The sequence below is a fragment of the Acidocella sp. genome, from assembly GCF_036489515.1.
Classification (GTDB): Bacteria; Pseudomonadota; Alphaproteobacteria; order Acetobacterales; family Acetobacteraceae; genus Acidocella.
In genome coordinates this window covers 1-22,012 of sequence record NZ_DASXFO010000025.1, presented here as the reverse complement: position 1 = coordinate 22,012, position 22,012 = coordinate 1, and the positions used below count along the sequence as shown (strand labels likewise).

Genomic DNA, 22,012 nt, shown 5'->3' with positions numbered 1-22,012 from the left:
CGTTGCGTTGGATGGAAATTTCGAGCTGCCAGCAGAAAGCAGCCTCGACTCTCGGCGATAGTTACACAACAAACATTCCGGGCATCAGTTACTATAAGGTAATGTTGGTTTTCATGTGGGATGATGGGCGGCGTTTTTGAAATGAATTCAGTTATATCCATGGTTTTTTCACATTTTATGACGTTGTTTTGCGGTCGCGGCGGCGGGTAAATAGGGCAGGCTCTCTTCGTCATCCGGGCAACAGGATCGCCCGCGCCGCCGGGTTTTTTAGCCGGCCGGCCCTCAAGCCTGGCGAACGCAGTTGCGGCCGTGTCTTTTGGCGAGGTAGAGGGCTGCGTCCGCCCGGCTGAGCACGGCGTCCAGCGTCTCCTCTCCGGGGACGAACAGCGCCAGGCCGACACTGATGGTCGCGGCGGTTTGGCGCCGATCCGCGAACATGATGTTGTGTTCGGCCACCGCCTCACGCAACCGCTCGGCGGCGAGCCAGGCTTGTGACGCGGTGGTGTTGGGCAACAGGCAGGCGAATTCCTCGCCCCCGAGTCGGCCGATACGGTCCTGCTCGCGCAGGTTGGCGCGGCAGATTTCGGCGAGCTCCGCGAGCACGCTGTCGCCCGCGGCATGGCCGAACGTGTCGTTGATCAACTTGAAGTGGTCGACGTCGAACATCAGCACGGCGGTGCTGTAGTGAGACTCCTGCCTGAGGACGTCCTGGTCGGCCTGCTCGAAGAACGAGCGGCGGTTCAGCGTGCCGGTGAGAGGGTCGGTCGTTGCCAACCGGCGCAATTCTTCTTCCAGACGCTTGCGCTCGGAAATATCCTCCTTCACGGCGACGAAATGCGTGATCTCGCCGGCATCGTTCGCCACCGGCGAGATCGTCACCGCTTCCCAATAGGATGTGCCGCTCTTGCGGCGGTTCAGCAGTTCGCCGCGCCAGCTGTTCCCCGCGCGGATCTGCTCCCAGAGCGTGGTGAAGAGGTGGTTTGGCATCGCGCCGGACTTGAACAGGCTGGGGCGGTTGCCCAGCAGCTCATCGAGCCCGTATTGGCTGGTCTCCAGCAAGGCAGGGTTGGCGTAGGTGATGATGCCATGAAGGTCGGTGATCAGGATCGAAGCGGAGCTGTGTTCGACGGCCGATTTGAAGCGCCGCAGGTCCGCTTCGCTCCGGGTCAGTTGCTGCGTGCGCTCCGCGACCCGTCGCTCCAGCAACTGGTTGCCGTCGTTCAGTTGCTGCCACATTTTGAGGTTGTCGTAGCCGATGGAAATATTGTGGCCGAACAACTCCAGCAGTGAGAGGTCGAGTTCGCTGAAGGGGCGGGTGCTCTCCACATAGACGATCACTTCGCGCCCACCGGGTGTGCGCAGATAGAGCGTGGCATACTGGCCGGCAAAGAGATGGCGCTGCACGGCCAGGGCGGCGGTGAGGCGCGTGCGAATTTCCGCCTCCAGATCAACCGGGCTGGCGGACACGCCGGAAAACCGGCCGGAGCCGGTGAGCACCGTCAGAGGTGCTGCGGTGCGGCTGCGCCGATGCGTACAGAGAATGCTGTGCGCTTCCGTATCGAGAATGGCGGTGAGCTGCAGCAGCACGCCTTCGGCGAATAAGTTCAACGAACGGTTGCGGTGCAGGGAGGAGGCGGCGCGGATGACCTGGCGCAGGCCGGCGCGGCTGGTTTCGAGATTGATCAGATGCCGGTAGCCGCGTAGCGCCACGACCACGGAGGTGAACAGCCGGGTCTGGGTGAGCTCGGTCTTCGCCTTGTAGTCGTTGATGTCGTATTGAAGAATCACGTCCTGTTCCGGCGCCAGGCCGGGCTGACCGGTGCGCAGGATGATGCGCGTCGCCTGCCAGTTCAGCTCTTCCCGGATGAAGCGCACCAGTTCGAGCCCGGCCTCGTCGGTTTCCATCACCACGTCGAGCAAGATGATGGCGACATGCTCGAGGGTCGGCAACAGCTCTCTGGCCTGTGCCGCGGAGTAGGCGCTGACGAATGCCAGAGGCCGGCTCTGGAAGATTGTGTCCGACAAAGCCAGACGGGTCGCGGCATGCACTTCCGGCTCGTCGTCGATGATCAGAATGTTCCAGGGGAGGGAGGTGTTTTCGAGGATGGGTGCCGCATCATCGTTCTCGAACAGCAGATCGGTGTCGCTCATGCTGCTTCCTCTTCAAGGGCCCGCATGCTCATGGGAAAGCGCATCCGAAAGCGTGTAAAGCCGGGGGCGGACTCGACATGGATCGAACCTTTCAAAGTCTGGGTGACGATGTTGTAGACGATGTGCAGGCCAAGTCCGGTACCGCCCGCGGCCCGCGCGGTGGTAAAGAACGGATCGAAAATATGGTCGAGATGGGCCGCTTGGATGCCGCTGCCATCGTCACTGTAAATCAGTTCGATGGTTTCGTTGGGCAGTTTCCTGGCGCGCAGGGAGAGCGTGCCGTGGCGTCCGTCGGGATAGCCGTGCAGGAGCGAATTCATCAGCAGGTTCGTGAGGACCTGCGAAATCGCGCCGGGATCGCTGAACAGGCGCAGCGCGGCCGGGCAGTCGATGGTGACGCGATGCGCGGTACGCTTCAGGCGCGGGCTGAGGCTGTGTACGACGTCGTGCAGATAGGTGCCGAGTTCGAAGCTGCGGCGTGCCCCGCTGGTCTGGTCGACCGCGACTTGCTTGAAGCTCTGGATCAGCTCGGCGGCGCGCTCGATGTTGGAGACGATCAGCGCGCAGCTCTCCGCCGCCACGGCGGCGTAGCGCAGTGCCGTGCTTTTCGTTACGGTGCCGCTTTCCACCGCTTTCACGAAGCTGGACGTATGCCCTTGCAGGACGGTCGCGGCGGTCAGGCCGATGCCGATGGGCGTGTTGATCTCATGCGCGACCCCGGCGGTGAGACGGCTCAGCGAGGCCATCTTTTGCGCCTGGATCAGGCTTTGCTGCATCGCTTGCAACTCGGCGAGTGCGGCTTGCGCGTTCGCGGCCGCTTCTTGCGCGGCGGCGCTCTCGCGTTTCCGTTGGGCGAAACGACGGTCGACCACTGCGGAGGAAAAGGCCAGCAGAAGAATGAGCAGGGTGCCGATGGCGACCAGGACGGCCAACATGCCGTTGGTCAACATGTCGTCCTGGAAGGCGCCGCGTTGCGGCGCGGTGGTGAAACAGACCGCTTCCATGCCGACATAATGCATGCTGGTGACCGCCAGCCCCATGATGACGGAAGCCGCCAGGCGCCAGGCGAAACTGCTGGCGCGGACGGCAAGCCACAGCGCGCTGATCGAGGCGATGATGGCGATCAGCACCGAGAGGAGGACAAGACCCGGGCGGTAGATCATGCTCACCGAGGCGACGATCGCCGCCATGCCGATATAGTGCATGCAGGCGACGCCGAGCCCCATGATGATGCCGCCCGTGATCAGTGAGCCGAAACGGACCTCCCGGGTGCAGGCGATGGCAAAGGCCGCGCTGGTCACAAGGATCGCCAGACCGAGCGAGGCCAGGGTCGTCGGTATGTCATAACCGATCGTCACCGGCAGGCTGAACGCCAGCATGGCGATGAAATGCATCGCCCAGATGCCGCCGCCCATGGTGATGCCGGCGGTAAAGGGCCAGGCGAGCCGCAGCCAGCCGGTGGCTGGGGCAATGCGGCCGGCGACGCTCAGAGACGCGGAAGATGTTAGAATGGAAATGGTAATCGATAGTACGACGAGAGGCGCGTTATAATGTCCCGCTAGGATGTTGCTGATGCCCATACCCAATAACGATCCATATACTTACGGTTGTGTTATAATTACTTTATCAATCTATACGGATGGCGGTGTTTTGCAAGCGCGGACTGCGCAGGGAGAGGAAATCGGCCGTTTTTTAAAAAAAGCGGCGCAAAAACCTTTGTTAATCCGGGCCATGGGCGTTGTCGCCGACGACGCCCATGGCCCGGATTAACAAAGGTTTTTGCTTCTTTTTGTTCATAAAAAGAAGTCTTCCCCGTCGCTTGTCCAAGCGGGTTCTGTTGCTCTAACGTATCGTAAGCGAATCGGCGCGACGCGGGCGGCGGCGCGCAGCACGGCTGACCGCGCTCAGATCGTCCATCGTTTCATATTGCGTTGTTTTTGTAAGGGAAGGGAAGGCTACTTTTCGTGAACAAAAAGTAGTTTTTTGCTCCTTTGGGCCGTGCTGGTTTCGCCGCCCCAGGCCCAGCATCGCCAAAAGTTTTTGCGCCGCTTTTTTCAAAAAGCGGCTGCTTTCCTTTACCTGAGACCCCGGCGTCTTACCTGTTCGCGGGCTCGGGCGTGGCCGCCAGCTGCCGGCGCGGGAACTGCATGAACCGGGCAACGAGCAGGTCCGGCGGCATCGCCGCGCTGAAATGGAAGCCTTGCACCTCATCGCAGCCTTCGGCCTGCAGCAAGCGGAGCTGCCCCTCCGTCTCGACGCCCTCCGCCAGCACGCGCAGATGCAGGATATGGCCGAGATCGATGATGGTGCGCACGATTGCCAGGTCATTCTGGTTGGTGCCCAGGCCCTGGATGAAGGTGCGGTCGATTTTTAGCCGGTCGAGCGGGAAGTCGCGGACATAGCTGAGCGAGGAGTAGCCGGTGCCGAAATCGTCCAGCGACAGGGTGACACCCAGCGCCCGCAAGGCATGGAGCTGCGAGATCACATCCTCCGCGTCGCCGAGCAGGATGCTTTCGGTCAGCTCAAGGTCGATCAGCGCGGGGTTGACGCCGGTGGCCTCGATCGCGGCGGCGACCGCGTTGCGCACGCTGCGGCGGCGGAACTGGATCGGCGACAGGTTGATGGATATGTGCAGGTCGGAAAGGCCGGCGGCTTCCCAGGCGGCGGCCTGGCGGCAGGCTTCCTTCAGGACCCATTCGTTGATCGGCACGATCAGCCCGGTTTCTTCGGCCAGGCCCAGGAAATGGTCGGGGCGCACCAGCCCGTGGACGGGATGTTGCCAGCGCAGCAAGGCCTCGGCACCGAAGACGGTGCCGCGCCGAACGTCGATCTGCGGCTGATAGTGCAGCAGGAATTCCTGGCGTGAGACGGCGCCGCGCAGTTCGCTTTCGAGCTGGGCGACCTGGCTGGCCCGCGGCCGCATATCGGCAGCGAAGAAGCAGCAGGTGTTGCCGCCGATTTTTTTTGCCGAATACATCGCCTGGTCGGCGTTTTTCAGCAGGTCATCGGGGTCGGTACCGTCGCGCGGCGAGAGCGTGATGCCGACGCTGGCATCGACATTCAGCGCCCCGGGGACATCGCCCGGCGGGTTCAACAAGGCGATGATGGCTTCGCCCATGCGCCGGGCCTCGTCGAGGCTGGAAATGTCCGGCTGCAACACGGCGAATTCGTCGCCGCCGAGGCGCGCCACCATGAGGCCCTCGCCGACCATGAGGCTGAGCGCTTCGGCGACCTGGCAGAGCACGTCGTCGCCGCCATGATGGCCATGGGCGTCGTTGATCGCCTTGAACCGGTCGAGATCGATGTAATGCAGGGCGAACTGATGGTCACCGCGCCGTCCCCGGGCCAGTTCGCGCCGGATGCGGTCGCGCAGCATGGCGCGGTTGGGCAGGCCGGTGAGCGCGTCGTGGGTCGCCATATGCTGCAGGCGTTTTTCGGCGTTGCGGCGATCGGTGATGTCGATCGAGGTGGTCAGCACGCAGGCGGTTTCTCCATGGCTGTCACGCAGCGGCACCTTGCTGGTGAGATAGACCCGCATTTCGCCGGAGCTGGTGATCACCTCCTCCTCGCGGGTGGGGGTGGGTTGGCCGGAGTCCAGCACCAGCCGGTCCAGCCGCTGGTTGCAGGCTGCCCGCTCCGCGCCGAACAACAGTTCCGCCGGCTTGCCGACCAGGTCGGCCGGTGTCAGGCCGACCGAGGCCGCCAGCAGCGCGTTCACGAACACGCAGCGCCCCTCGCGGTCGGCGGCGCTGATCAAGGCCGGGACGGTGTCGATCACCTGGGCCAAAGCCTCGCGGCTCTCGCGCAGCAACTGTGCGTGAGCGGACAGGCTCACCTCCAGCCGTTGCTCCAGCAGGTCGGCGCGCCGCCTGATCTGGCGCTGTTGGGTCCGCAGCTTCAGCAGGTTCCGGGCGCGTGTGACGAATTCCACATGGTCGACCGGGCTGAGCAGAAAATCGGTGGCCCCGGCTTCCAGCGAGGTGACGCGGAACTGCCGGTCGCTATAGGCGGTGACGACGATGATCGGGACCTCGGGATCCGTAGCCCGGACCCGCCGCACCAGTTCGTCCCCGGTCATGCCGGGCATCTTGTAATCGGTGATGATGAGGTCGGCACTGTTCTGGGCCAGCCAGTCCAGCGCCGCCTGCGGATGGGCGAAGGGGTGGGTGGTGACGTCCCGGCCGAGCTTGCGCGCCAGCCCGGCATAGATCTCCCGGTTAGCCGCGCTGTCATCGAGGATCAAAATGGTCGGCGCTGGGATTTGCGTCATTCTACGCTGTGACGTACCTCTGGTCAGAAAATTGCAATGCCGCCGGGAACGGGTCACGCGCCAAGGCTTGGCGGCCCGTCCTGGTTTGGTCTGGTCTGTAAAGGATCATAGGGGAGCCCAAGAGCGCGCGGCAACCATAAGTTTCAGGCGCGGCAGCTTTATCACGGAATAATGTGCTGCGCGCCTGTTTTCGGCGCGGCCGGCGCCGTAGCTCACGCCTGATCTGCCCGATGACGCAGCGCTTCTGGCCTAAGGTGTGGACGCGCAAACGGCGGCCGCGCGGCGCCGGCCTGCCGGCTAATGGCCGGGATGGTCGTGGCGAGCGTATGCCCGTCATGCGGGTTGCCCGGCAGCACCCCGGCATGGACGACGAACTGCCCAACCCTTGCCGCGCCAAAGCGGCCGCTTTTTGAAAAAAGCGGCACAAAAACTTTTGTCCGCGGGGCCATGGGCGCTGTCACTGACAAGGCCCATGGCCGAGATTATAGAAGCTTTTTTGCTTCTTTTTGTTCACAAAAAGAAGCCGTCCTCTGTTTGCGCCTGAGCCATCGAGTCGCTTGCCAAAAAAAACGGCGCATAAAGCGCCGCCAAGTTTAGGGAGGAAACGTCCCGTTAAATATGGTAACGTTTGAAAGTTTCAGCGTCAATCTCTCCGATTGCGTGCCAGATCTGGTTCGATGCCGATGTTAGCGGCAGAAGATTTCAGATAGCCGAAGCGCGGATAACGAAAGAGAAGGGGAAGGCTACTTTTTGTGAACAAAAAGTAGCAAAAAAACTTTATTAATTTGGGCCATGGGCGTTGTCGGTGACCACGCCCATCGCCCGGCATAACAAAAGTTTTTGCGCCGCTTTGGCTCGAAAAGCGGCCTCTTCCTTCTCCGAGAAGTTGGCCGGTTCTAAACCGGGCGGTCGCCATCGTGTTCATGGGACCTCCTCCAAATGAGACGGAAAGAGGAGCATAAATTTTATTTTAAGTCTATCGATAAAGTAGAATAATCCGTATTAATATTATGAATCTCGCCCGCGGAGGCATTCGAGCCTGAAACAGCACTCCGTGAACCTGCTTCCCTTCATAAATGGGCCTCCTTGAGGAGGCGGGCGGGGAGGGCGGCCGGCCGGCATGACGACGCCGCCAGCTTCGGCCGGCGCCTGTCCCGTTGGCTCTGGACGAGCACATCGAGCCGCGTGCCAGAGCGTCGGAACCGAAAACGCAGGCTAACCCTTCACCAGATCTCCGTCCTGCAGGCGCCACAGCTTCTGCGGGTTGGCATCTTTCAGCGCATCGGGCAGCAGCTCTTGCGGGAAATCCTGGTAACAGACGGGGCGCAGGAAGCGGGTGATGGCCAGTGTGCCGACCGAGGTGCTGCGTCCGTCGGCTGTGGAAGGGTAGGGCCCGCCATGCACCATCGCCTGGCAGACCTCAACGCCGGTTGGATAACCGTTGATGAGAATGCGTCCCACCCGGCGCTCCAGCATCGGGAGAAGGTCGCGGCAGGAAGCGAGGTCGCCCGGCTCCATGTGGATCGTCGCGGTTAGTTGCCCTTCAAGCCGCTCGCCCAACGCCTTCATCGTGGCGACATCCGCACAGCGGATCGCCAGCGACGCGGCGCCGAAGACCTCTTCCGTCAGGCTGTGGTCGCCGGAAAAACTTGTCGCATCCGTCACGAAGAGTGCCGCGCGGCCTTGATTGGGCCCGGTTTCCGCAAGCCCTTCGCCGAGCTTGCTGACATTTGCCGTCGCCGACAGGCGCGCGACGCCGCTTCGATAGGCCTTGTTGATGCCGGGTGTCAGCATGGTCGCGGCCCCGGTCCCGTCCAGCGCCTGCACAGCCGAAGCGAGGAAGGCCTCGAAATCCGGCCCCGCGACGCCGAGCACCAGGCCCGGGTTGGTGCAGAACTGGCCGGCCCCCATGGCCAGCGACGCCACGAAATCGCGGCCGATTTGCGCGGCCCGCGCCGCGAGCGCGCAGGGCATCAGAAAAACGGGGTTGATGCTGCTCATTTCCGCATAGACCGGAATCGGCTCGGGCCGCGCCGCCGCCGCGCGCATCAAAGCCGTGCCGGCCGCCCGCGATCCGGTGAAGCCCACCGCTTTGATGGCCGGATGTTCGACCAGCGCCGTGCCGATCTGCGCACCGGCGCCGAAGAGCATGGAGAAGACGCCCTCATGCAGGTCACAACGCTGCACGGCGTTTTGGACGGCACGGCCGACGAGTTCGGCCGTGCCCGGATGCGCCGAATGGGCCTTGACCACAACCGGACAGCCCGCCGCCAGCGCCGCAGCGGTGTCGCCCCCCGCCACCGAGAAGGCGAGCGGGAAATTGCTTGCACCAAAGACGGCAACCGGGCCCAGAGCGATGTGGCGCTGGCGAATGTCGGAGCGCGGCATCGGTTTGCGGTCTGGCTGGGCCGGATCGATGCGGGCATCGATCCAGTTGCCGGCACGAACGGTTTGGGCGAACAGCCGCAGCTGCCCGACCGTGCGCCCGCGTTCGCCCTCGATACGTCCGCGCGGCAAGCCGGTTTCGGCACAAGCGCGCTCGATCAGCGCATCCCCGACCAGCATGATTTCGGCGGCGATCGTCTCCAGGAACGCGGCGCGCGCCTCCAGGCTGGTCTCACGATAGGAATCGAACGCCGCCCAGGCGAGATCGCAGGCGCGCTTCACATCGGCCGCGTCGCCGCCGCCAAAAACGGGATCAAGCTCGGCCCCGGTTGCGGGATTGATCGCACGGAACTCAGTTGACGTGCCACGAACGGCAGCGCTGCCGATGAACATCGTGCCGGAGATCGGAGTTTGGGTCATGAGATCCTCGTTACCAGTGTGAACAATTTTTCGCTTTTGAAGCGACATGCTGCGTCATGTCGGCGGCGAGCTGAAACATGCCGTTGTTGCCGGGCGTGGTATTGGCGTTGCTGTCAGTCTGCCTTTTGCGAGATTGTTGTCATACTATGTTGTTTCGCGCAAGAAAGAGTCTCTGCCGCAGCACTTCCGCCAGTTTCATCATGCCAGCGATGATCGCTGCGAATTCAGGAGACGGAGCGTTGCGTGGCCATTTATTTGGGAGTCAGTCTGCTCATGGTCTTGATTTTCTGATTTTAATGCTCGGTGGCGGCGTTTGAGAGCGGGCCAGGGCCGGAACATCTGAAGAAAGTGGCCGCTTTTCGAGCCAAAGCGGCGCAAAAATTTTTACGATGCTGGGCCATGGGCTGTGTCAGCGACAACGCCCATGGCCCAAACCAATAAAATTTTTTTGCTACTTTTTGTTCACAAAAAGTAGCCTTCCTTTTTGCTTTCCTGATCCCGCCTGTTGCGTCAGCCGCGTCCGGCGAAGGGCATTTTTGTTGCCATGACCGTTATGTCCATGACATTGGCATCGAGCGCCAGCGAAGCCATGAAGGCGACCGCTGTGTGAGCTCATAAAACCCGGTCGCGCCCTAGAGTTGGTGAGGGTAAGGCAATGGCGCGAAGAAAATACCATGACAACGCGGCTTGCGATCAATGGGCAAGTTTATTCCGTAGATGACGACCCTGGCACGCCGCTGCTCTATGTGTTGCGGGATACCTTAAAGCTCAACGGTGCCAAATTCGGCTGTGGTCTCGGTCAGTGTGGTGCCTGCACGGTGATGCAAGATGGCTATGCCATTGTCTCATGTCTTATGCCCATTGGCGTTGTTGCCGGCTCACAAATCAAAACCATTGAAGGTCTCGGTAGTCGCGCACACCCCGGCGTGTTGCAGCAGGCTTTTATCGATGAGCAGGCCGCGTAGTGCGGATATTGTATTGCCGGCATGGTGATGCGCGCGCAGGCTCTGCTTGAACACAAGCAGAATCCCTCCGACGCGGAAATTATCGAGCAGATGGAAACCAATCTCTGTCGGTGCGGAACACATATGCGAATTATCGCGGCCGTAAAGCGCGCCGCGCTCATCATGCAAAAAAACCGGCCTTCCATACAATCGGACAATCAAAAGCAACAGGGAGATACGGTGCAATGACGGCGGTTACAGGGTTATTGTCGCGCCGTACAATGCTCGGCGGCGACCAACCCGCAGCGCCGCGCCCGCGTGCTGATGAAATTCCTGGAGCTGGTGAACAAGGAATACGACGAACTGGCCGCCCTGCTGGCCAGCGAACACGGCAAGACGGTCCCCGACGCCAAAGGCGACATCCAGCGGGGGCTGGAAGTGGTGGAATTCGCCCTCGGCATCCCGCATCTCCTCAAGGGCGAGTACAGCGACAGTGTCGGCACCGGCTTGGACGTCTATTCCATGCGCCAGCCGCTCGGCGTGGTGGCGGGCATCACGCCGTTCAACTTCCCGGCCATGATCCCGCTATGGAAGGCCGGCCCGGCGCTCGCTTGCGGCAATGCCATGATCCTCAAGCCCTCCGAGCGCGACCCGTCGGTGCCATTGCGCATTGCCGAGCTGTTCCTCCAAGCCGGGCTGCCACCGGGCGTGCTGAACGTGGTGAACGGAGACAAGGAGGCGGTGGACGCGATCCTCGATGATCCGGATATCAAGGCCGTGGGCTTCGTCGGCTCGACGCCGATCGCGCATTACATCTACCGCCGTGCGGCGGAGACCGGTAAGCGCGCGCAATGCTTCGGCGGTGCCAAGAACCATGCCCTCGTCATGCCCGATGCCGACATGGACCAGACTGTCGATGCGCTGATCGGCGCTGGATACGGCTCGGCGGGAGAGCGCTGCATGGCCATCTCGGTGGCCGTGCCGGTGGGCGAGGACACAGCCAACCGGCTGATGGCCAAGCTGATCCCGCGCGTCGAGGACCTGAAAATCGGCCCCTCCACCGACCACGAATACGGTAATGGCGTCGCCATCTTCACGCAGTCGGGCGACACGGCGCGCGATTTTGCCAGCCGCGTGCAGGTTGGCATGGTCGGCATCAACGTTCCCATCCCCGTGCCCATCGCCTACCACACGTTCGGCGGCTGGAAGCGCTCCGGCTTTGGCGACCTCAACCAGCATGGGCCGGATTCGGTCCGCTTCTACACCAAAACCAAGACCGTGACGGCGCGCTGGCCCTCGACCAACAAGGATGGCGCGAGCTTCGTCATTCCCACAATGTCGTAACGCGCGACTGTCTCGCGCCGTTCGGTGAAACGGTGCCTTAAAGACACGTGCAAGGGGAGGAGTGGATCATGGCCAGGGACATCGCGTTTATCGGTTTGGGGAATATGGGCCTGCCGATGGCGTCCAACCTCGTGAAGGCCGGCCACACCGTGCAGGGGTTCGATGTGTCGCCAGCGGCCAATGAAGCCGCCGCCAAAGCTGGCATAAAGATCGCCTCTGGTGCGGCGGAGGCCGTAAGAGGTGCTGAGATCGTGATCTCCATGCTCCCCAACGGCAAACTTGTGCTGGAACTTTACGGCAGCGGGATTTTGCAGGCCGCCGTGCCAGGCACCTTATTCATCGACAGTTCCACCATCGACGTCACCAGCGCCCGCACGGCGCACGAATTGGCCGCGACGGCCGGCATGGCGAGTCTCGATGCGCCGGTCTCCGGTGGTGTCGGGGGTGCTGCGGCGGGCGCGCTGACATTCATGGCCGGTGGCGAGACGAGCGCCTTTACCCGCGCCCGGCCCATTCTGGAACTGATGGGCCAAAAGATCGTCCATTGCGGCCTTGCCGGCGCAGGACAAGCGGCAAAAATCTGCAACAACATGATCCTCGGCATTTCGATGATCGCCGTAAGCGAGGCTTTCGTTCTGGGCGAAAAGCTCGGCCTGTCGGAGCAGGCGCTGTTCGACGTGGCTTCCACCTCCTCCGGGCAATGCTGGTCGCTCACCACCTACTGCCCGGTACCGGGCCCTGTTCCGACGAGCCCAGCGAATCGTGATTATAAACCCGGCTTCGCGGCCGCCCTGATGCTGAAGGATTTGCTGCTCAGTCAGGAAGCTGCTGCATCCGCAGGCGCTGATACTGCGCTCGGTAAACATGCGGCCGAGATTTACCAGAACTTCGTTTCCTCCGGTCATGGGGGAATGGATTTCTCGGGGATCATCAAGGCCATTCGGTAGATCAATTGAGATAAAGGGAAGCAGACGCTTTTTGAAAAAAGCGGCGCAAAAACTTTTGCTCCCATGAAGCCTGTAGCCCTGAAACCAGCACGGCCCAGACTGTAGAAGTTTTTTTGGTTCTTTTTGTTCACAAAAAGAAGTCTTCCCCTTCGCTTGCCTGATGAACCTAAAGCAATCATGCTCTAGACAATTTTGGCCTGACGCAACGATGCGATTTCCGCCTCACGCAGGCCGAGCACTTCAGCGAGAATCTCGTTCGTGTCCTCACCCAGGAGCGGCGGCGGTCGCGTATCGTCCACTTCGGTACGCGAGAAGCGGATTGGGCTGGCGACGCCGCGTATCTCGCCATGCGGATGAGCGATCTGCGTGAATATGCGGCGCTCAAGCACCTGTTCGTCGGTATCGAGATCGGCGAAACCGTTGATCGGGCCACAAGGAACGCCGACCGCCTCGAGTGCTGCGATCCAATGCCGGGAGGTTTGTTCGCCGATGAGCGTCGCGAGGTCCGCGATGAGCACCGCGCGATTGGCGACACGGGCTGGATTGGTGGCGAAGCGGGGGTCGGCTGCGAATTCGGGGACGCCCAAGGTCATGACGAGACGGGCGAACTGGTCGTCGTTGCCGACCGCGATGATGACGTGTCCGTCCGCGGTCGGGAAAACCTGATACGGCACGATGCTCGGATGCGCATTGCCCAGGCGGGGCGGCTGTTCCCCCGAAACCAGATAACTCATGATTTGATTCGCCATTGTGGCGACCTGCACGTCGAACAAGGCGATATCGATATGCTGCCCCAGACCGCTCCGTTCGCGTTCCGCCAGGGCCGCCAGGACCGCAGTCGTGGCGTACATGCCGGTGAAGAGGTCGGTCACGGCGACCCCAACCTTCATCGGTTCGCCGGCGGGCTCGCCGGTGACGCTCATCAGGCCGCTCATGCCCTGCATCAGGAAATCGTAGCCCGCGCGGTGCCGATAGGGACCCGTCTGGCCGAAGCCGGTAATGGAACAATAGATCAGCCTTGGATTGAGCGTCCGGAGGCTTTCGTAATCGAGCCCCAGCCTGGCCAGGCCGCCGAGTTTGAAGTTTTCGAGCATGATATCGCTGCCGGCCGCCAGGCGCTTCACCAGCGCCTGTCCTTCCGGCTTCGTGAAGTCGATCGTGATCGATTTCTTGCCGCGGTTTGCTGAAAGGAAGTAGGCGCTTTCGCCTTGTTCCGCGCCGGGCTTGTCTGCCGACAGGAAGGGCGGCCCCCAGCGGCGCGTATCATCGCCGACGCCGGGTTTTTCGACCTTGATGACCTCGGCGCCGAGATCGGCCAGCGTGCTGGCCGGCCCAAGGACCGGCCAGCACGCGGCTGAGATCGAGAACACGAACACCCTGCAGCGGACCGGCCATGCCTTGAACCTTTTTCAGAACGCCGAGAGGCCGGTCTGCGCACGCCCGAGGATGAGGGCATGGACATCGTGCGTCCCCTCATAGGTATTCACGGTCTCCAGGTTCACCATGTGCCGGATGACGTGATATTCGTCGACGATGCCGTTGCCGCCATGCATGTCGCGGGCGGTCCGCGCGATGTCGAGCGCCTTGCCGCAGTTGTTTCGTTTGAGCAGCGAGATCATCTCAGGTGCCGCCTTGCCTTCATCTAGCAGGCGGCCAAGGCGAAGCACCGAATGCAGGCCGAGTGTGATCTCGGTTTGCATGTCGGCGAGTTTCTTCTGCACGAGCTGGGTTCCGGCGAGCGGGCGGCCGAAGATCGTGCGGTCGAGCGTGTAGTTGCGCGCCGCATGCCAACAGAATTCCGCCGCACCGAGCGCGCCCCAGGCGATGCCGTAGCGCGCGTTGTTGAGGCAGGAGAACGGGCCGCGCAGTCCCTTGACGCCGGGCAGGATCGCCTCGTCCGGCACGAAGGCGTCGGACAGCATGATCATGCCGGTCACCGAGGCGCGCAGCGAAAACTTGCCCTCGATCTTGGGGGTGGTAAGGCCGGTGGTCGCGCGATCGACGAGGAAGCCGCGAATGTCGCCTTCATCGTCCTTGGCCCAGACGAGGCAGACATCGGCGATCGGCGAATTGCTGATCCAGGTCTTCGAACCGTTCAGCACGTAGCCGCCATCGACTTTTTTCGCGCGCGTGCGCATGGCGGCGGGGTCTGAGCCGCCATCGGGCTCGGTGAGGCCGAAGCAGCCTACGAATTCGCCGGTGCGGAGTTTGGGCAGGTATTTGTCCTTCTGCGCGTCGGACCCGAACGCATAAATCGGGTACATCACCAGCGAGGATTGCACGGAAAAGGCCGAGCGGTAGCCGCTGTCGACGCGCTCGACCTCGCGGGCGATCAGGCCGTAGGCGACGTAGGAGACATCCGCGCAGCCATGACTGTCCAGCGTCGCGCCGAGGAACCCAAGGGCGCCGAGCTCGTTCATGATCTCGCGGTCGAAATGCTCCTCGCGGAAGCCTTTCAACACGCGGGGAAAGAGTTTCTCCTGGCAAAAGGCGTGCGCGGTGTCGCGGATCGCGCGCTCCTCCTCGGTGAGGAGACCGTCGAGCAGCAAGGGGTCGGTCCAGTCGAAGGCGGCGAGCTTGCCTTTGGTGCGGATGGCCGTTTCGGTTCCAGCCGCATGGTCGATTTTGTGCTGTGACATTGGAAGTTTCCTCGTAACAGATAAGCGATTCACGCTTTCTTCCTTCGTGCGTCAATTCCAATAGCTACGCAACTGGATTAAAATAAGTTTTTAATGCACCAAACGCATTAAAGAGGTGGCGTATGGAACTGCATCAATTGCGGGCTTTCGAGGTGATGGCGGAGGAGTCGCATTTTGCCCGCGCCGCGGACCGGCTCGGCACGACGCAATCCAGCGTGAGTCGAGCGATCATGGCGCTCGAGGCGGCGTTGGGCACACGGCATCCACTCACTCGGCGCGGCCGGGGGTTTCACACCGAAAATCCTCGAACCGGTCCGCGATTTCCTGACCGTTCTGACCGCGGCGGCAGCCGGGCTCGGCTTTGGCCTGATGCCCGCGTCGATGAGCAACCTCCATATCCCGGGCGCGGTTTTGCGGCCTATCGAGGGCATCGATCTAAGCTCCGATTTGGTGATGGCGTATCGACATGCCGAAACCTCGCCAGTGATTCGCGCATTCGTGACATGCGCCACGAGAGCAGATCTCGTTCGCTCAAGCTCACGGAACCTGCTCTAGATATTTGTTTTAGCGAGCAACTTCATCCGATCGAATAAGTCAATTCGATCGGATGTTTCTCTCGGCGCGCTTGAGATTTGTGTCCCTTACACGGACAGCGCAGAGACGCTCACGCTTGTCGGCGCGCCTCAACACTGGCTTGATGCTCGAGTGGCGAAAGGCCTCGACGATGTCGAGGTTTTCTTCTCCGGGCCCTCCAGAGAGCGGCGCAGGCCGCACTCGGCCTGCAACTCACAGCACCAAGTTTGGCGCAAGCATCGACAGATCCCTGCCACCGGCCAAGCTTTGATTGACAATCGCCTTTTTGGATGTGAACGCGCTTCAATCCGAGTAACGAGGAAAAGCTAAGACGCGATGCCTTCAAATGCTCTCAGGAAGCTGCGCAAATACCCACCGAGGGAGGGGCTCAGGTAGCCGCCTTCCTGCACCAGCAGTGTCGGGTAGTTTGCGGCGGCGACTCTACGACCGGCTTCGGCGAAGCCCTCGTTGGTGATCTTGAATGCTCCAACCGGATCGTGCTCGCTGGCATCGAAGCCGAGCGAGACAACAAGAGCGCCCGGCACGAATGCGCGTACTTTTGTAAGAGCCTCGTCGATCGCGGCCAGCCATGGTGCATCGGGCGTGGCCCAGGGTAGCGGGCGGTTAAAGTTCAGATCCTTGCCGGCGCCGTCACCGATTTCGTCGGCATGGCCAGCGTAGTACGGCGCGGAGAGGCGCGGATCGATGTGGATGGAGCAGACCAGAACATCCGGGCGCTCCCAAAAGATGAACTGGGTGCCATTGCAGTGGTGGACGTCGATATCGACGATGGCGACCTTGCCGAAGCGCTTGGTGAGTTGCTGCGCGGCGATGGACGCATTGTTGAGGTAGCAGACGCCCGTCATCAGATCGGGATAAGCGTGATGGCCCGGCGGCCGGCACATCGCGTAGACCGGAGCGGCTGACGACACAAGCCGCTCTGCGCCGTGGATTGCGACATGTGCGCTGGCGAAGATGGCGGGCCAGGTCCCGTCGGTTATTGGGCAGGAGGTCGAGTTGCTGTACCAGCCAAGCTCGCCGAGCAACTCGGTGGGTTTGCGGTACATACGGTGGGTGGGGTGCACGTTCGGGATGACAACCGGACCGTAATCGGGGTGTTGTGTCCACCGCGCATGCACCGTTTTTAGGAACTCCACGTAGGCAGGATCATGCACTTCGGTGATTGCCGCGCTGCGGTTCAGCGGAGCCTGAATGATCTCATGACGATCCTGCTGTACGATATCGAGGAAGATCCGGTATCTCTCCGCGCGATCCGGCTGGGCGATAAACTTGCCAGTGCGAAAGACGGTGTCCGGATCATGCAGGGCCTGATCCGGGTGATGGACGACGAGCATTTGGAAAAACTCCTCTAGAAGGCAGGGGAACGAAATGGGGGCGCAGAACGGGCGGTCAGTCGAGCGACCGGCCGCGTGTTTCCGGTGTCAGGAACGCGTGGGTCACCAGTGAGATGAAACAAACCACCATGACATAAAGCGAGAGGTAAATCGGCCCGCCAAGCTGGTGCAGCCATGCCGCCACCATTGGCGCGGTGCCGCCAAAGATCGAGGAGCAGACGGCATAGGGAATACCGATGCCAGAAGCGCGTACCCGCGTAGGGAAGAGCTCCGCGAACACGGTGCCGAGGACGGCGTTGTTTAAGGAGACGAACATCGCGCCGACAACCGCGACGAAGGCGAAGACGTGGAAAGTGAGATGCGGGACGGCAAGCATCGACAGCAAAGGATAAGTGAACAGCAGGAAGCACAGAGCGGCGCCGATCAAGAATGGCTTGCGGCCGATGCGGTCGGAAATGAAAGCAAACAACGGGACACAAATACAGTAGGTGATGCTGGCCAGGATGCTGCCGGCGAATCCCAAAGTGCGGTCCAGCCCACCGACCAGGTAGGCGTAAGTCGGCAGGAATATCATCCACAAATAGTATTGTAGCCCATTGAGCGACACCACGAAGACGATGAAAACTTCCCGCGGGAATTTAGCCAGGGAAGAAACAATAGAGGTGGCTCTGACCTCGCGGCGAGTACGGGCGTTCTCACGCTGTTGCTTCGCGAAGGTGGGTGTCTCGTCCAGGCCGGAACGCAGGTAGAAACCGAACAGGGACAACACGGCACCGAGCAGGAATGGAAGGCGCCAGCCCCAGGCCGTTAGGTCCGCGGGCGAAAGATATTTCGTTGTGAGGGCCGCAACGGCGGTTGCGACCAGCACTGAAATACCAATCGAGAATTGCTGCGGCGAGGCGGCGAATGCGCGATTGCGGGTGGGTGCGTGTTCGTTGAGAAAGCTGATGGCGATTTGGTATTCGCCGCCCGCCGAGAAGCCCTGCAGCAACCGCGCGAGCACGATGATCAGCGGGGCGACGATGCCGACTTCCGCGTAGGTTGGGCAGATCGCGACCACCAGGCTGCCGAGACCGGCCATGAGGATGGTGGCAGACAGCATGACACGCCTGCCGTATTTGTCTGCCAGAGGCGAGAGCACGAAGGCACCAATCGGGCGGCCGAGGAAGCCGACGGCGAAGGCGGCGAAGCTGGCGATCAGCGAGACCGTTGCATTGCCGGCTGGGAACATCTGGGCGGCGAAGATGCCGGCCAGAAAACCGTAGATCGACCAATCGTAGAATTCGATGAAATGGCCGAAGGCGCCGCCCCAGAGGGTCCGCTGTCGCCCGACCCTGGTGCCGGCCACGGATGCGCCAGAGTCAATTGCTTCACTCATATCCAACTCCCTCGGTTTACGACACCGCTATTCTGCCGGTACGGCACACACGCGTTCCCTCTGTTATGCGTCTGGTTGTGATGCGTTTGGCCGTACGTCCGAGCGGCGAATTGGTCGCAAGCACCCAGACCAAATTCACCGTATTTGGACTCGTTCTAATTGCTAACGTACTGCCGGCGCATTAGCAACGAGCCTTATGACATTAAGGCCTTCACAAAACTCTGTGGTTAGTATCAGATGAAAATAATTAACAGTAATGATTGCGTTAGATTTGGATCGAGGTAAGCCGTTATAGGTAAATAATGCAAGGTCTGGCTTGATCCGTGATCTCTCCTATGGCAGGGGTTGGCGTTGCTGCAAAAACACGATGGAACGTTTAATGGCTAGCGACCGACAGATCTGTAATCGCCGGCGAGTCCGCTGCTTGAATCGATGTTCGCTGCGTTCCGAAAAGGAGGTATTTCGTGCCTGATCGTATCCTGATCTGGGGGGCCGGTGCGATCGGCGGCACCCTCGGAGCCTTCCTGGCGCGTTCCGGTCATGACGTCACTTTCGTCGACGTCGTCGAAGAGCATGTGAACGCGCTTCGGGACCCGGCGCGCGGGGTTCGTATCAGCGGGCCGGTCGACACATTACGCATCACGGCGCCGGCCTTTATGCCGTCGGAACTCAGCGGCACCTGGGATCAGGTCTATCTCTGCGTGAAATCCCAGCACACCGCTGCGGCGACACGCGCGCTGCTCCCGCATCTCGCGGCGGAGGGCTACGTGCTGTCGTTGCAAAATGGTCTCTGTGAACCGCTGATTGCTGATATCGTCGGCACAAGGCGGGTCATTGGCGCCTTCATCAACTTCTCTGCGGACTGGATCGCACCGGGCGACATCCTGTTCAGCAATCGTGGCGCTTTCGTGCTTGGGGAGCTCGATGGAAGGATCTCCGACCGCCTCACGGCCCTCCACAGCACCATTCGCGAAAGTTTCGAACCCGCCGCGATCGTTACTGACAGCATCAACGCGTATCTTTGGGGAAAGCTCGGCTATGCCACTTTCCTTTTCGCCCAGGCGCTCGGCCAGCTCGGTATCGCCGACTGCCTTGCCCGGCCCGAGCTTCTTCCCCTCTGGTGTACGCTCGGCGGCGAGGTGCATGATGTGGCGGTCGCGGCGCGCGTTGGCCAGCATGGCTTCAATGGCTTTGACCCCGCCGCCTTCGGGCCGGCGGCGAGCGCTGCGGATGCGCGACGTTCGGTGGATGCCATGGTCGCTTTCAACCGTCCGGCCGCGAAAACCCATTCTGGCATCTGGCGCGACCTTGCGATCCGCAAGCGTCGAACGGAGGTCGATTTCCAGGTGCTGCCCGTCGTGGAAACCGGCGCAGCACTTGGCATCGATTGTCCGAAGTGTCGCAAGCTCGTGGCGATGATCCACGAGATCGAGGACGGTATCAGGCCGATGACCGACGATAACCTCATCGAATTGATGCACGCATAATAATCGCCATTGAATGGGCACGTATTGAAAGGGCTGCAGGATGGATATCAGGTTCGATGGTCGCGTGGTGTTAGTCTCGGGCGGCGCGCAAGGTATCGGTCGAGCGATTGCGGCGGAGTTCCGTGATGCTGGCGCCTGCGTCCATCTCGCGGACATCGACCCGGCAGTGATAGAAACCGCGGCCACACTCGGCGCGCATGGCCATGTCGTCGATCTCTCGAAGCGTGCGGCAAGTGCTGCTCTCGTGAACGATATCATAGCGCGCGAAGGCCGGATCGACATCCTCGCACTGGCTGCCGGCGGCGTCTGCGGCGAAACGAGTCTGCCGCTCGATGGCATCACCGAGGAGAATTGGAGTCGGATCTTCGGGGCAAATCTGGAGAGCGTTCTATGGCTGGTCCAGGCGGCGGCACCGCTCATGCAGCAGGCTGGTTGGGGACGAATTGTTGTCGTCTCCTCAGGGGCTGGACTGCGCCCGAGTTTGACCGGGTTGCATGCCTATACAGCCGCCAAACACGCCGTTGTCGGTCTGACCAAGCAGCTTTCCGTTGGGCTCGCGCGGTATGGCATCACCGCCAATTCTGTTGCCCCCGGGCTGATCCGGAGCAATCCGACAACTGAGCGGCAATGGCAGTCGTACGGCGAGGACGAGCAGGGCCGCCTCGTCGACAGCCTGCACACGCGGCGGCTGGGGAAGGCGCAGGATGTCGCTGCGGCCGTCATTTTCTTCGCGAGTGAGCAGGCGAACTGGATTACTGGTCAGGTTCTGTCTGTCGACGGCGGCAGATCATAAGACTCTCAGTGCGTTGTCTGGCCCTGGTGCAATTTATGCCGGGGCCGTCGCAAGTGCTCAGAAGTGCCCGTTTTATTAGGCTGGTCGAGCGGGGGCGGGGTGAGCCCGACGGCGTGGTTCAGCAGGTGCTGGCAGTCCGGGTTCGCTTTCGGTGTTCATTTTTTGTTCTAAGCGCGCTATGCTAACATCGATGAACCGCAAACTGAAACGCCAAGCGCAGACCAGGATCAGGTTGGTCGGCCTAGCCCCATCAAACTTCAGGGCGCCCCGATGCGAGGAGGCCGGATCACGCCTGCCGGGATCGCACGAAGGAAGCCTGAGCACATCCGCGCCCTTTCTGGCGACAGCATCCTAATGGTGCGGCGCGCGGGCAGCGCCGACCTGCCGTTGCATGGTGGTCGCGTGCCGGCTTGGCTCGGCCAGCGGATGGCGCGCCTGGGGGCGGTGATTGTGGAGGCCATCGTGTTGGAATATGGGCGCGACGAGTTGCTGCGGCGCTTGGCGCATCCGTTCTGGTTTCAGTCCTTCGGCGCTGTGATGGGGATGGACTGGCATTCGTCGGGGATCACGACCAGCGTGCTCGGCGCGCTGAAGCGCGGCTTGGCGCCGCGTGCCGACGAACTCGGCATCCACGTCTGTGGGGGCCGTGGAAAGCACAGCCGGGCGACGCCGGGTGAGCTGATCGCGGTCAGCGACCGCGTCGGTCTCGATGGCGCCGCACTCGCCCGGTCGAGCCGTTTGGTGGCGAAGGTTGACAGTGCCGCGCTCCAGGACGGTTTCGACCTTTACCTGCACGGTTTTATCGTTGCGGATGACGGGCGCTGGGTGGTGGTGCAGCAAGGGATGAACGGCGAGCGGCGGCAGGCGCGGCGCTATCACTGGCTGTCGGAGGGGCTGGAGAGCTTCGTCGATGCACCCCATGCCGCGATTGAAGGGGCGGGACAGGGGATGATCGTCAACCTCGCGGACCGTCGCGCGGCCGCATCACGCGATGGGCAACTCCATCTGCTCCACGGCATGGGCCCCAGCCGCATCGTGCACGAGTTGACGCGCATTGAGGGTAGGACGGCAAGCGAGGCCAAAGCGGATCCGCAGGCTCTCCTGCCACATCTGGTTCTGCCTGAGCATCACGACGTTCGGCCGGATGACGTGGTTGAGCGCCGGCTGCATGGCGCCCTGGCCGCTGCGGCCGATTGCGGGCCGAAGGACTTCGCCGAGCTGTTGCTGGTACCGGGGGTTGGCGCCCGCACCGTCCGGGCGCTGGCGCTGGTGGCCGAGGTGGTGCATGGCGCGCCCTGCCGCTTCACGGATCCGGCCCGGTTTTCG

At 61.8% G+C, this 22,012-nt stretch carries 19 protein-coding genes and 1 pseudogene; 10 read left to right on the top strand and 10 right to left on the bottom strand.

What is annotated here, in order from left to right:
- Nucleotides 1–282 precede the first annotated feature (282 nt).
- Nucleotides 283–2,151 carry a diguanylate cyclase gene (locus tag VGG47_RS03520; RefSeq protein WP_331535497.1) on the bottom strand — a complete coding sequence of 623 codons (1,869 nt, stop codon included), beginning with the start codon at nucleotides 2,149–2,151 and terminating at the stop codon, nucleotides 283–285.
- Entirely contained in the window at nucleotides 2,148–3,731 is a 1,584-nt protein-coding gene (locus tag VGG47_RS03515; RefSeq protein WP_331535495.1) for an MHYT domain-containing protein, read from the bottom strand. The genes VGG47_RS03520 and VGG47_RS03515 overlap by 4 nt, the downstream gene beginning before the upstream one ends.
- Here VGG47_RS03515 and VGG47_RS03510 point away from each other — a divergent pair.
- Complete coding sequence (locus VGG47_RS03510; RefSeq protein WP_331535493.1) at nucleotides 3,724–3,921, top strand: hypothetical protein; 198 nt, start codon at nucleotides 3,724–3,726, stop codon at nucleotides 3,919–3,921. The two genes, VGG47_RS03515 and VGG47_RS03510, sit on opposite strands and share 8 nt — an antisense overlap.
- A gap of 72 nt (nucleotides 3,922–3,993) precedes the next feature.
- Here the strand turns inward: VGG47_RS03510 and VGG47_RS03505 are convergent, their stop codons facing one another.
- From VGG47_RS03505 to VGG47_RS03490, 4 genes are all read right to left on the bottom strand, one after another.
- Nucleotides 3,994–4,209 (bottom strand): hypothetical protein, encoded by a 216-nt coding sequence (locus VGG47_RS03505; protein ID WP_331535491.1) that lies wholly within the window; start codon nucleotides 4,207–4,209, stop codon nucleotides 3,994–3,996.
- Between the two features lie 37 nt (nucleotides 4,210–4,246).
- Complete coding sequence (locus tag VGG47_RS03500) at nucleotides 4,247–6,421, bottom strand: EAL domain-containing response regulator (protein WP_331535489.1); 2,175 nt, start codon at nucleotides 6,419–6,421, stop codon at nucleotides 4,247–4,249.
- Nucleotides 6,422–7,064: 643 nt separating this feature from the next.
- Nucleotides 7,065–7,346, bottom strand: a complete 282-nt coding sequence (locus VGG47_RS03495) for a hypothetical protein (RefSeq protein ID WP_331535487.1) — start codon at nucleotides 7,344–7,346, stop codon at nucleotides 7,065–7,067.
- 290 nt (nucleotides 7,347–7,636) lie between these two features.
- Nucleotides 7,637–9,226 carry an aldehyde dehydrogenase (NADP(+)) gene (locus VGG47_RS03490; RefSeq protein ID WP_331535485.1) on the bottom strand — a complete coding sequence of 530 codons (1,590 nt, stop codon included), beginning with the start codon at nucleotides 9,224–9,226 and terminating at the stop codon, nucleotides 7,637–7,639.
- A 46-nt stretch (nucleotides 9,227–9,272) separates the two neighbouring features.
- Here VGG47_RS03490 and VGG47_RS03485 point away from each other — a divergent pair, with 46 nt between their 5' ends.
- The 5 genes and pseudogenes from VGG47_RS03485 to mmsB all read left to right on the top strand — a co-directional run bounded on the left by VGG47_RS03485 (nucleotide 9,273) and on the right by mmsB (nucleotide 12,461).
- A complete protein-coding gene (locus VGG47_RS03485; protein ID WP_331535483.1) occupies nucleotides 9,273–9,509 on the top strand; it encodes a hypothetical protein in 237 nt (78 codons plus the stop codon).
- A 391-nt stretch (nucleotides 9,510–9,900) separates the two neighbouring features.
- Nucleotides 9,901–10,191, top strand: a complete 291-nt coding sequence (locus VGG47_RS15585) for a (2Fe-2S)-binding protein (protein ID WP_331535481.1) — start codon at nucleotides 9,901–9,903, stop codon at nucleotides 10,189–10,191.
- Nucleotides 10,192–10,203: 12 nt separating this feature from the next.
- Nucleotides 10,204–10,419 carry a 2Fe-2S iron-sulfur cluster-binding protein gene (locus VGG47_RS15580; protein WP_331535521.1) on the top strand — a complete coding sequence of 72 codons (216 nt, stop codon included), beginning with the start codon at nucleotides 10,204–10,206 and terminating at the stop codon, nucleotides 10,417–10,419.
- A 39-nt stretch (nucleotides 10,420–10,458) separates the two neighbouring features.
- A pseudogene (locus VGG47_RS03470) lies at nucleotides 10,459–11,514 on the top strand (aldehyde dehydrogenase family protein); the annotation flags it as partial.
- Between the two features lie 68 nt (nucleotides 11,515–11,582).
- Nucleotides 11,583–12,461 (top strand): 3-hydroxyisobutyrate dehydrogenase, encoded by an 879-nt coding sequence (gene mmsB / locus VGG47_RS03465; protein WP_331535479.1) that lies wholly within the window; start codon nucleotides 11,583–11,585, stop codon nucleotides 12,459–12,461.
- Nucleotides 12,462–12,643: 182 nt separating this feature from the next.
- Here mmsB and VGG47_RS03460 read toward each other — a convergent pair whose 3' ends face one another.
- Together VGG47_RS03460 and VGG47_RS03455 are read right to left on the bottom strand one after the other, a co-directional pair.
- A complete protein-coding gene (locus VGG47_RS03460; RefSeq protein ID WP_413788645.1) occupies nucleotides 12,644–13,831 on the bottom strand; it encodes a CaiB/BaiF CoA transferase family protein in 1,188 nt (395 codons plus the stop codon).
- A 39-nt stretch (nucleotides 13,832–13,870) separates the two neighbouring features.
- Complete coding sequence (locus VGG47_RS03455) at nucleotides 13,871–15,100, bottom strand: acyl-CoA dehydrogenase (protein WP_331535477.1); 1,230 nt, start codon at nucleotides 15,098–15,100, stop codon at nucleotides 13,871–13,873.
- Between the two features lie 122 nt (nucleotides 15,101–15,222).
- Between VGG47_RS03455 and VGG47_RS15700 the strand changes: the two genes are divergently transcribed.
- Nucleotides 15,223–15,693: a LysR family transcriptional regulator gene (locus tag VGG47_RS15700; protein ID WP_331535475.1), complete on the top strand. Its 471-nt coding sequence runs from the start codon at nucleotides 15,223–15,225 to the stop codon at nucleotides 15,691–15,693.
- 306 nt (nucleotides 15,694–15,999) lie between these two features.
- Here VGG47_RS15700 and VGG47_RS03445 read toward each other — a convergent pair whose 3' ends face one another.
- Together VGG47_RS03445 and VGG47_RS03440 are read right to left on the bottom strand one after the other, a co-directional pair.
- On the bottom strand, nucleotides 16,000–17,028 hold the full coding sequence (locus tag VGG47_RS03445; RefSeq protein ID WP_331535473.1) for a histone deacetylase family protein: 1,029 nt from the start codon (nucleotides 17,026–17,028) through the stop codon (nucleotides 16,000–16,002).
- Nucleotides 17,029–17,083: 55 nt separating this feature from the next.
- Nucleotides 17,084–18,406, bottom strand: a complete 1,323-nt coding sequence (locus VGG47_RS03440; RefSeq protein WP_331535471.1) for an MFS transporter — start codon at nucleotides 18,404–18,406, stop codon at nucleotides 17,084–17,086.
- 464 nt (nucleotides 18,407–18,870) lie between these two features.
- Between VGG47_RS03440 and VGG47_RS03435 the strand changes: the two genes are divergently transcribed.
- The 3 genes from VGG47_RS03435 to VGG47_RS03425 all read left to right on the top strand — a co-directional run.
- Complete coding sequence (locus tag VGG47_RS03435) at nucleotides 18,871–19,893, top strand: ketopantoate reductase family protein (protein WP_331535469.1); 1,023 nt, start codon at nucleotides 18,871–18,873, stop codon at nucleotides 19,891–19,893.
- Nucleotides 19,894–19,933: 40 nt separating this feature from the next.
- Complete coding sequence (locus VGG47_RS03430; RefSeq protein ID WP_331535467.1) at nucleotides 19,934–20,686, top strand: SDR family NAD(P)-dependent oxidoreductase; 753 nt, start codon at nucleotides 19,934–19,936, stop codon at nucleotides 20,684–20,686.
- Nucleotides 20,687–21,040: 354 nt separating this feature from the next.
- A partial coding sequence (locus VGG47_RS03425; RefSeq protein ID WP_331535465.1) for a DUF763 domain-containing protein occupies nucleotides 21,041–22,012 on the top strand: 972 nt, incomplete at its 3' end.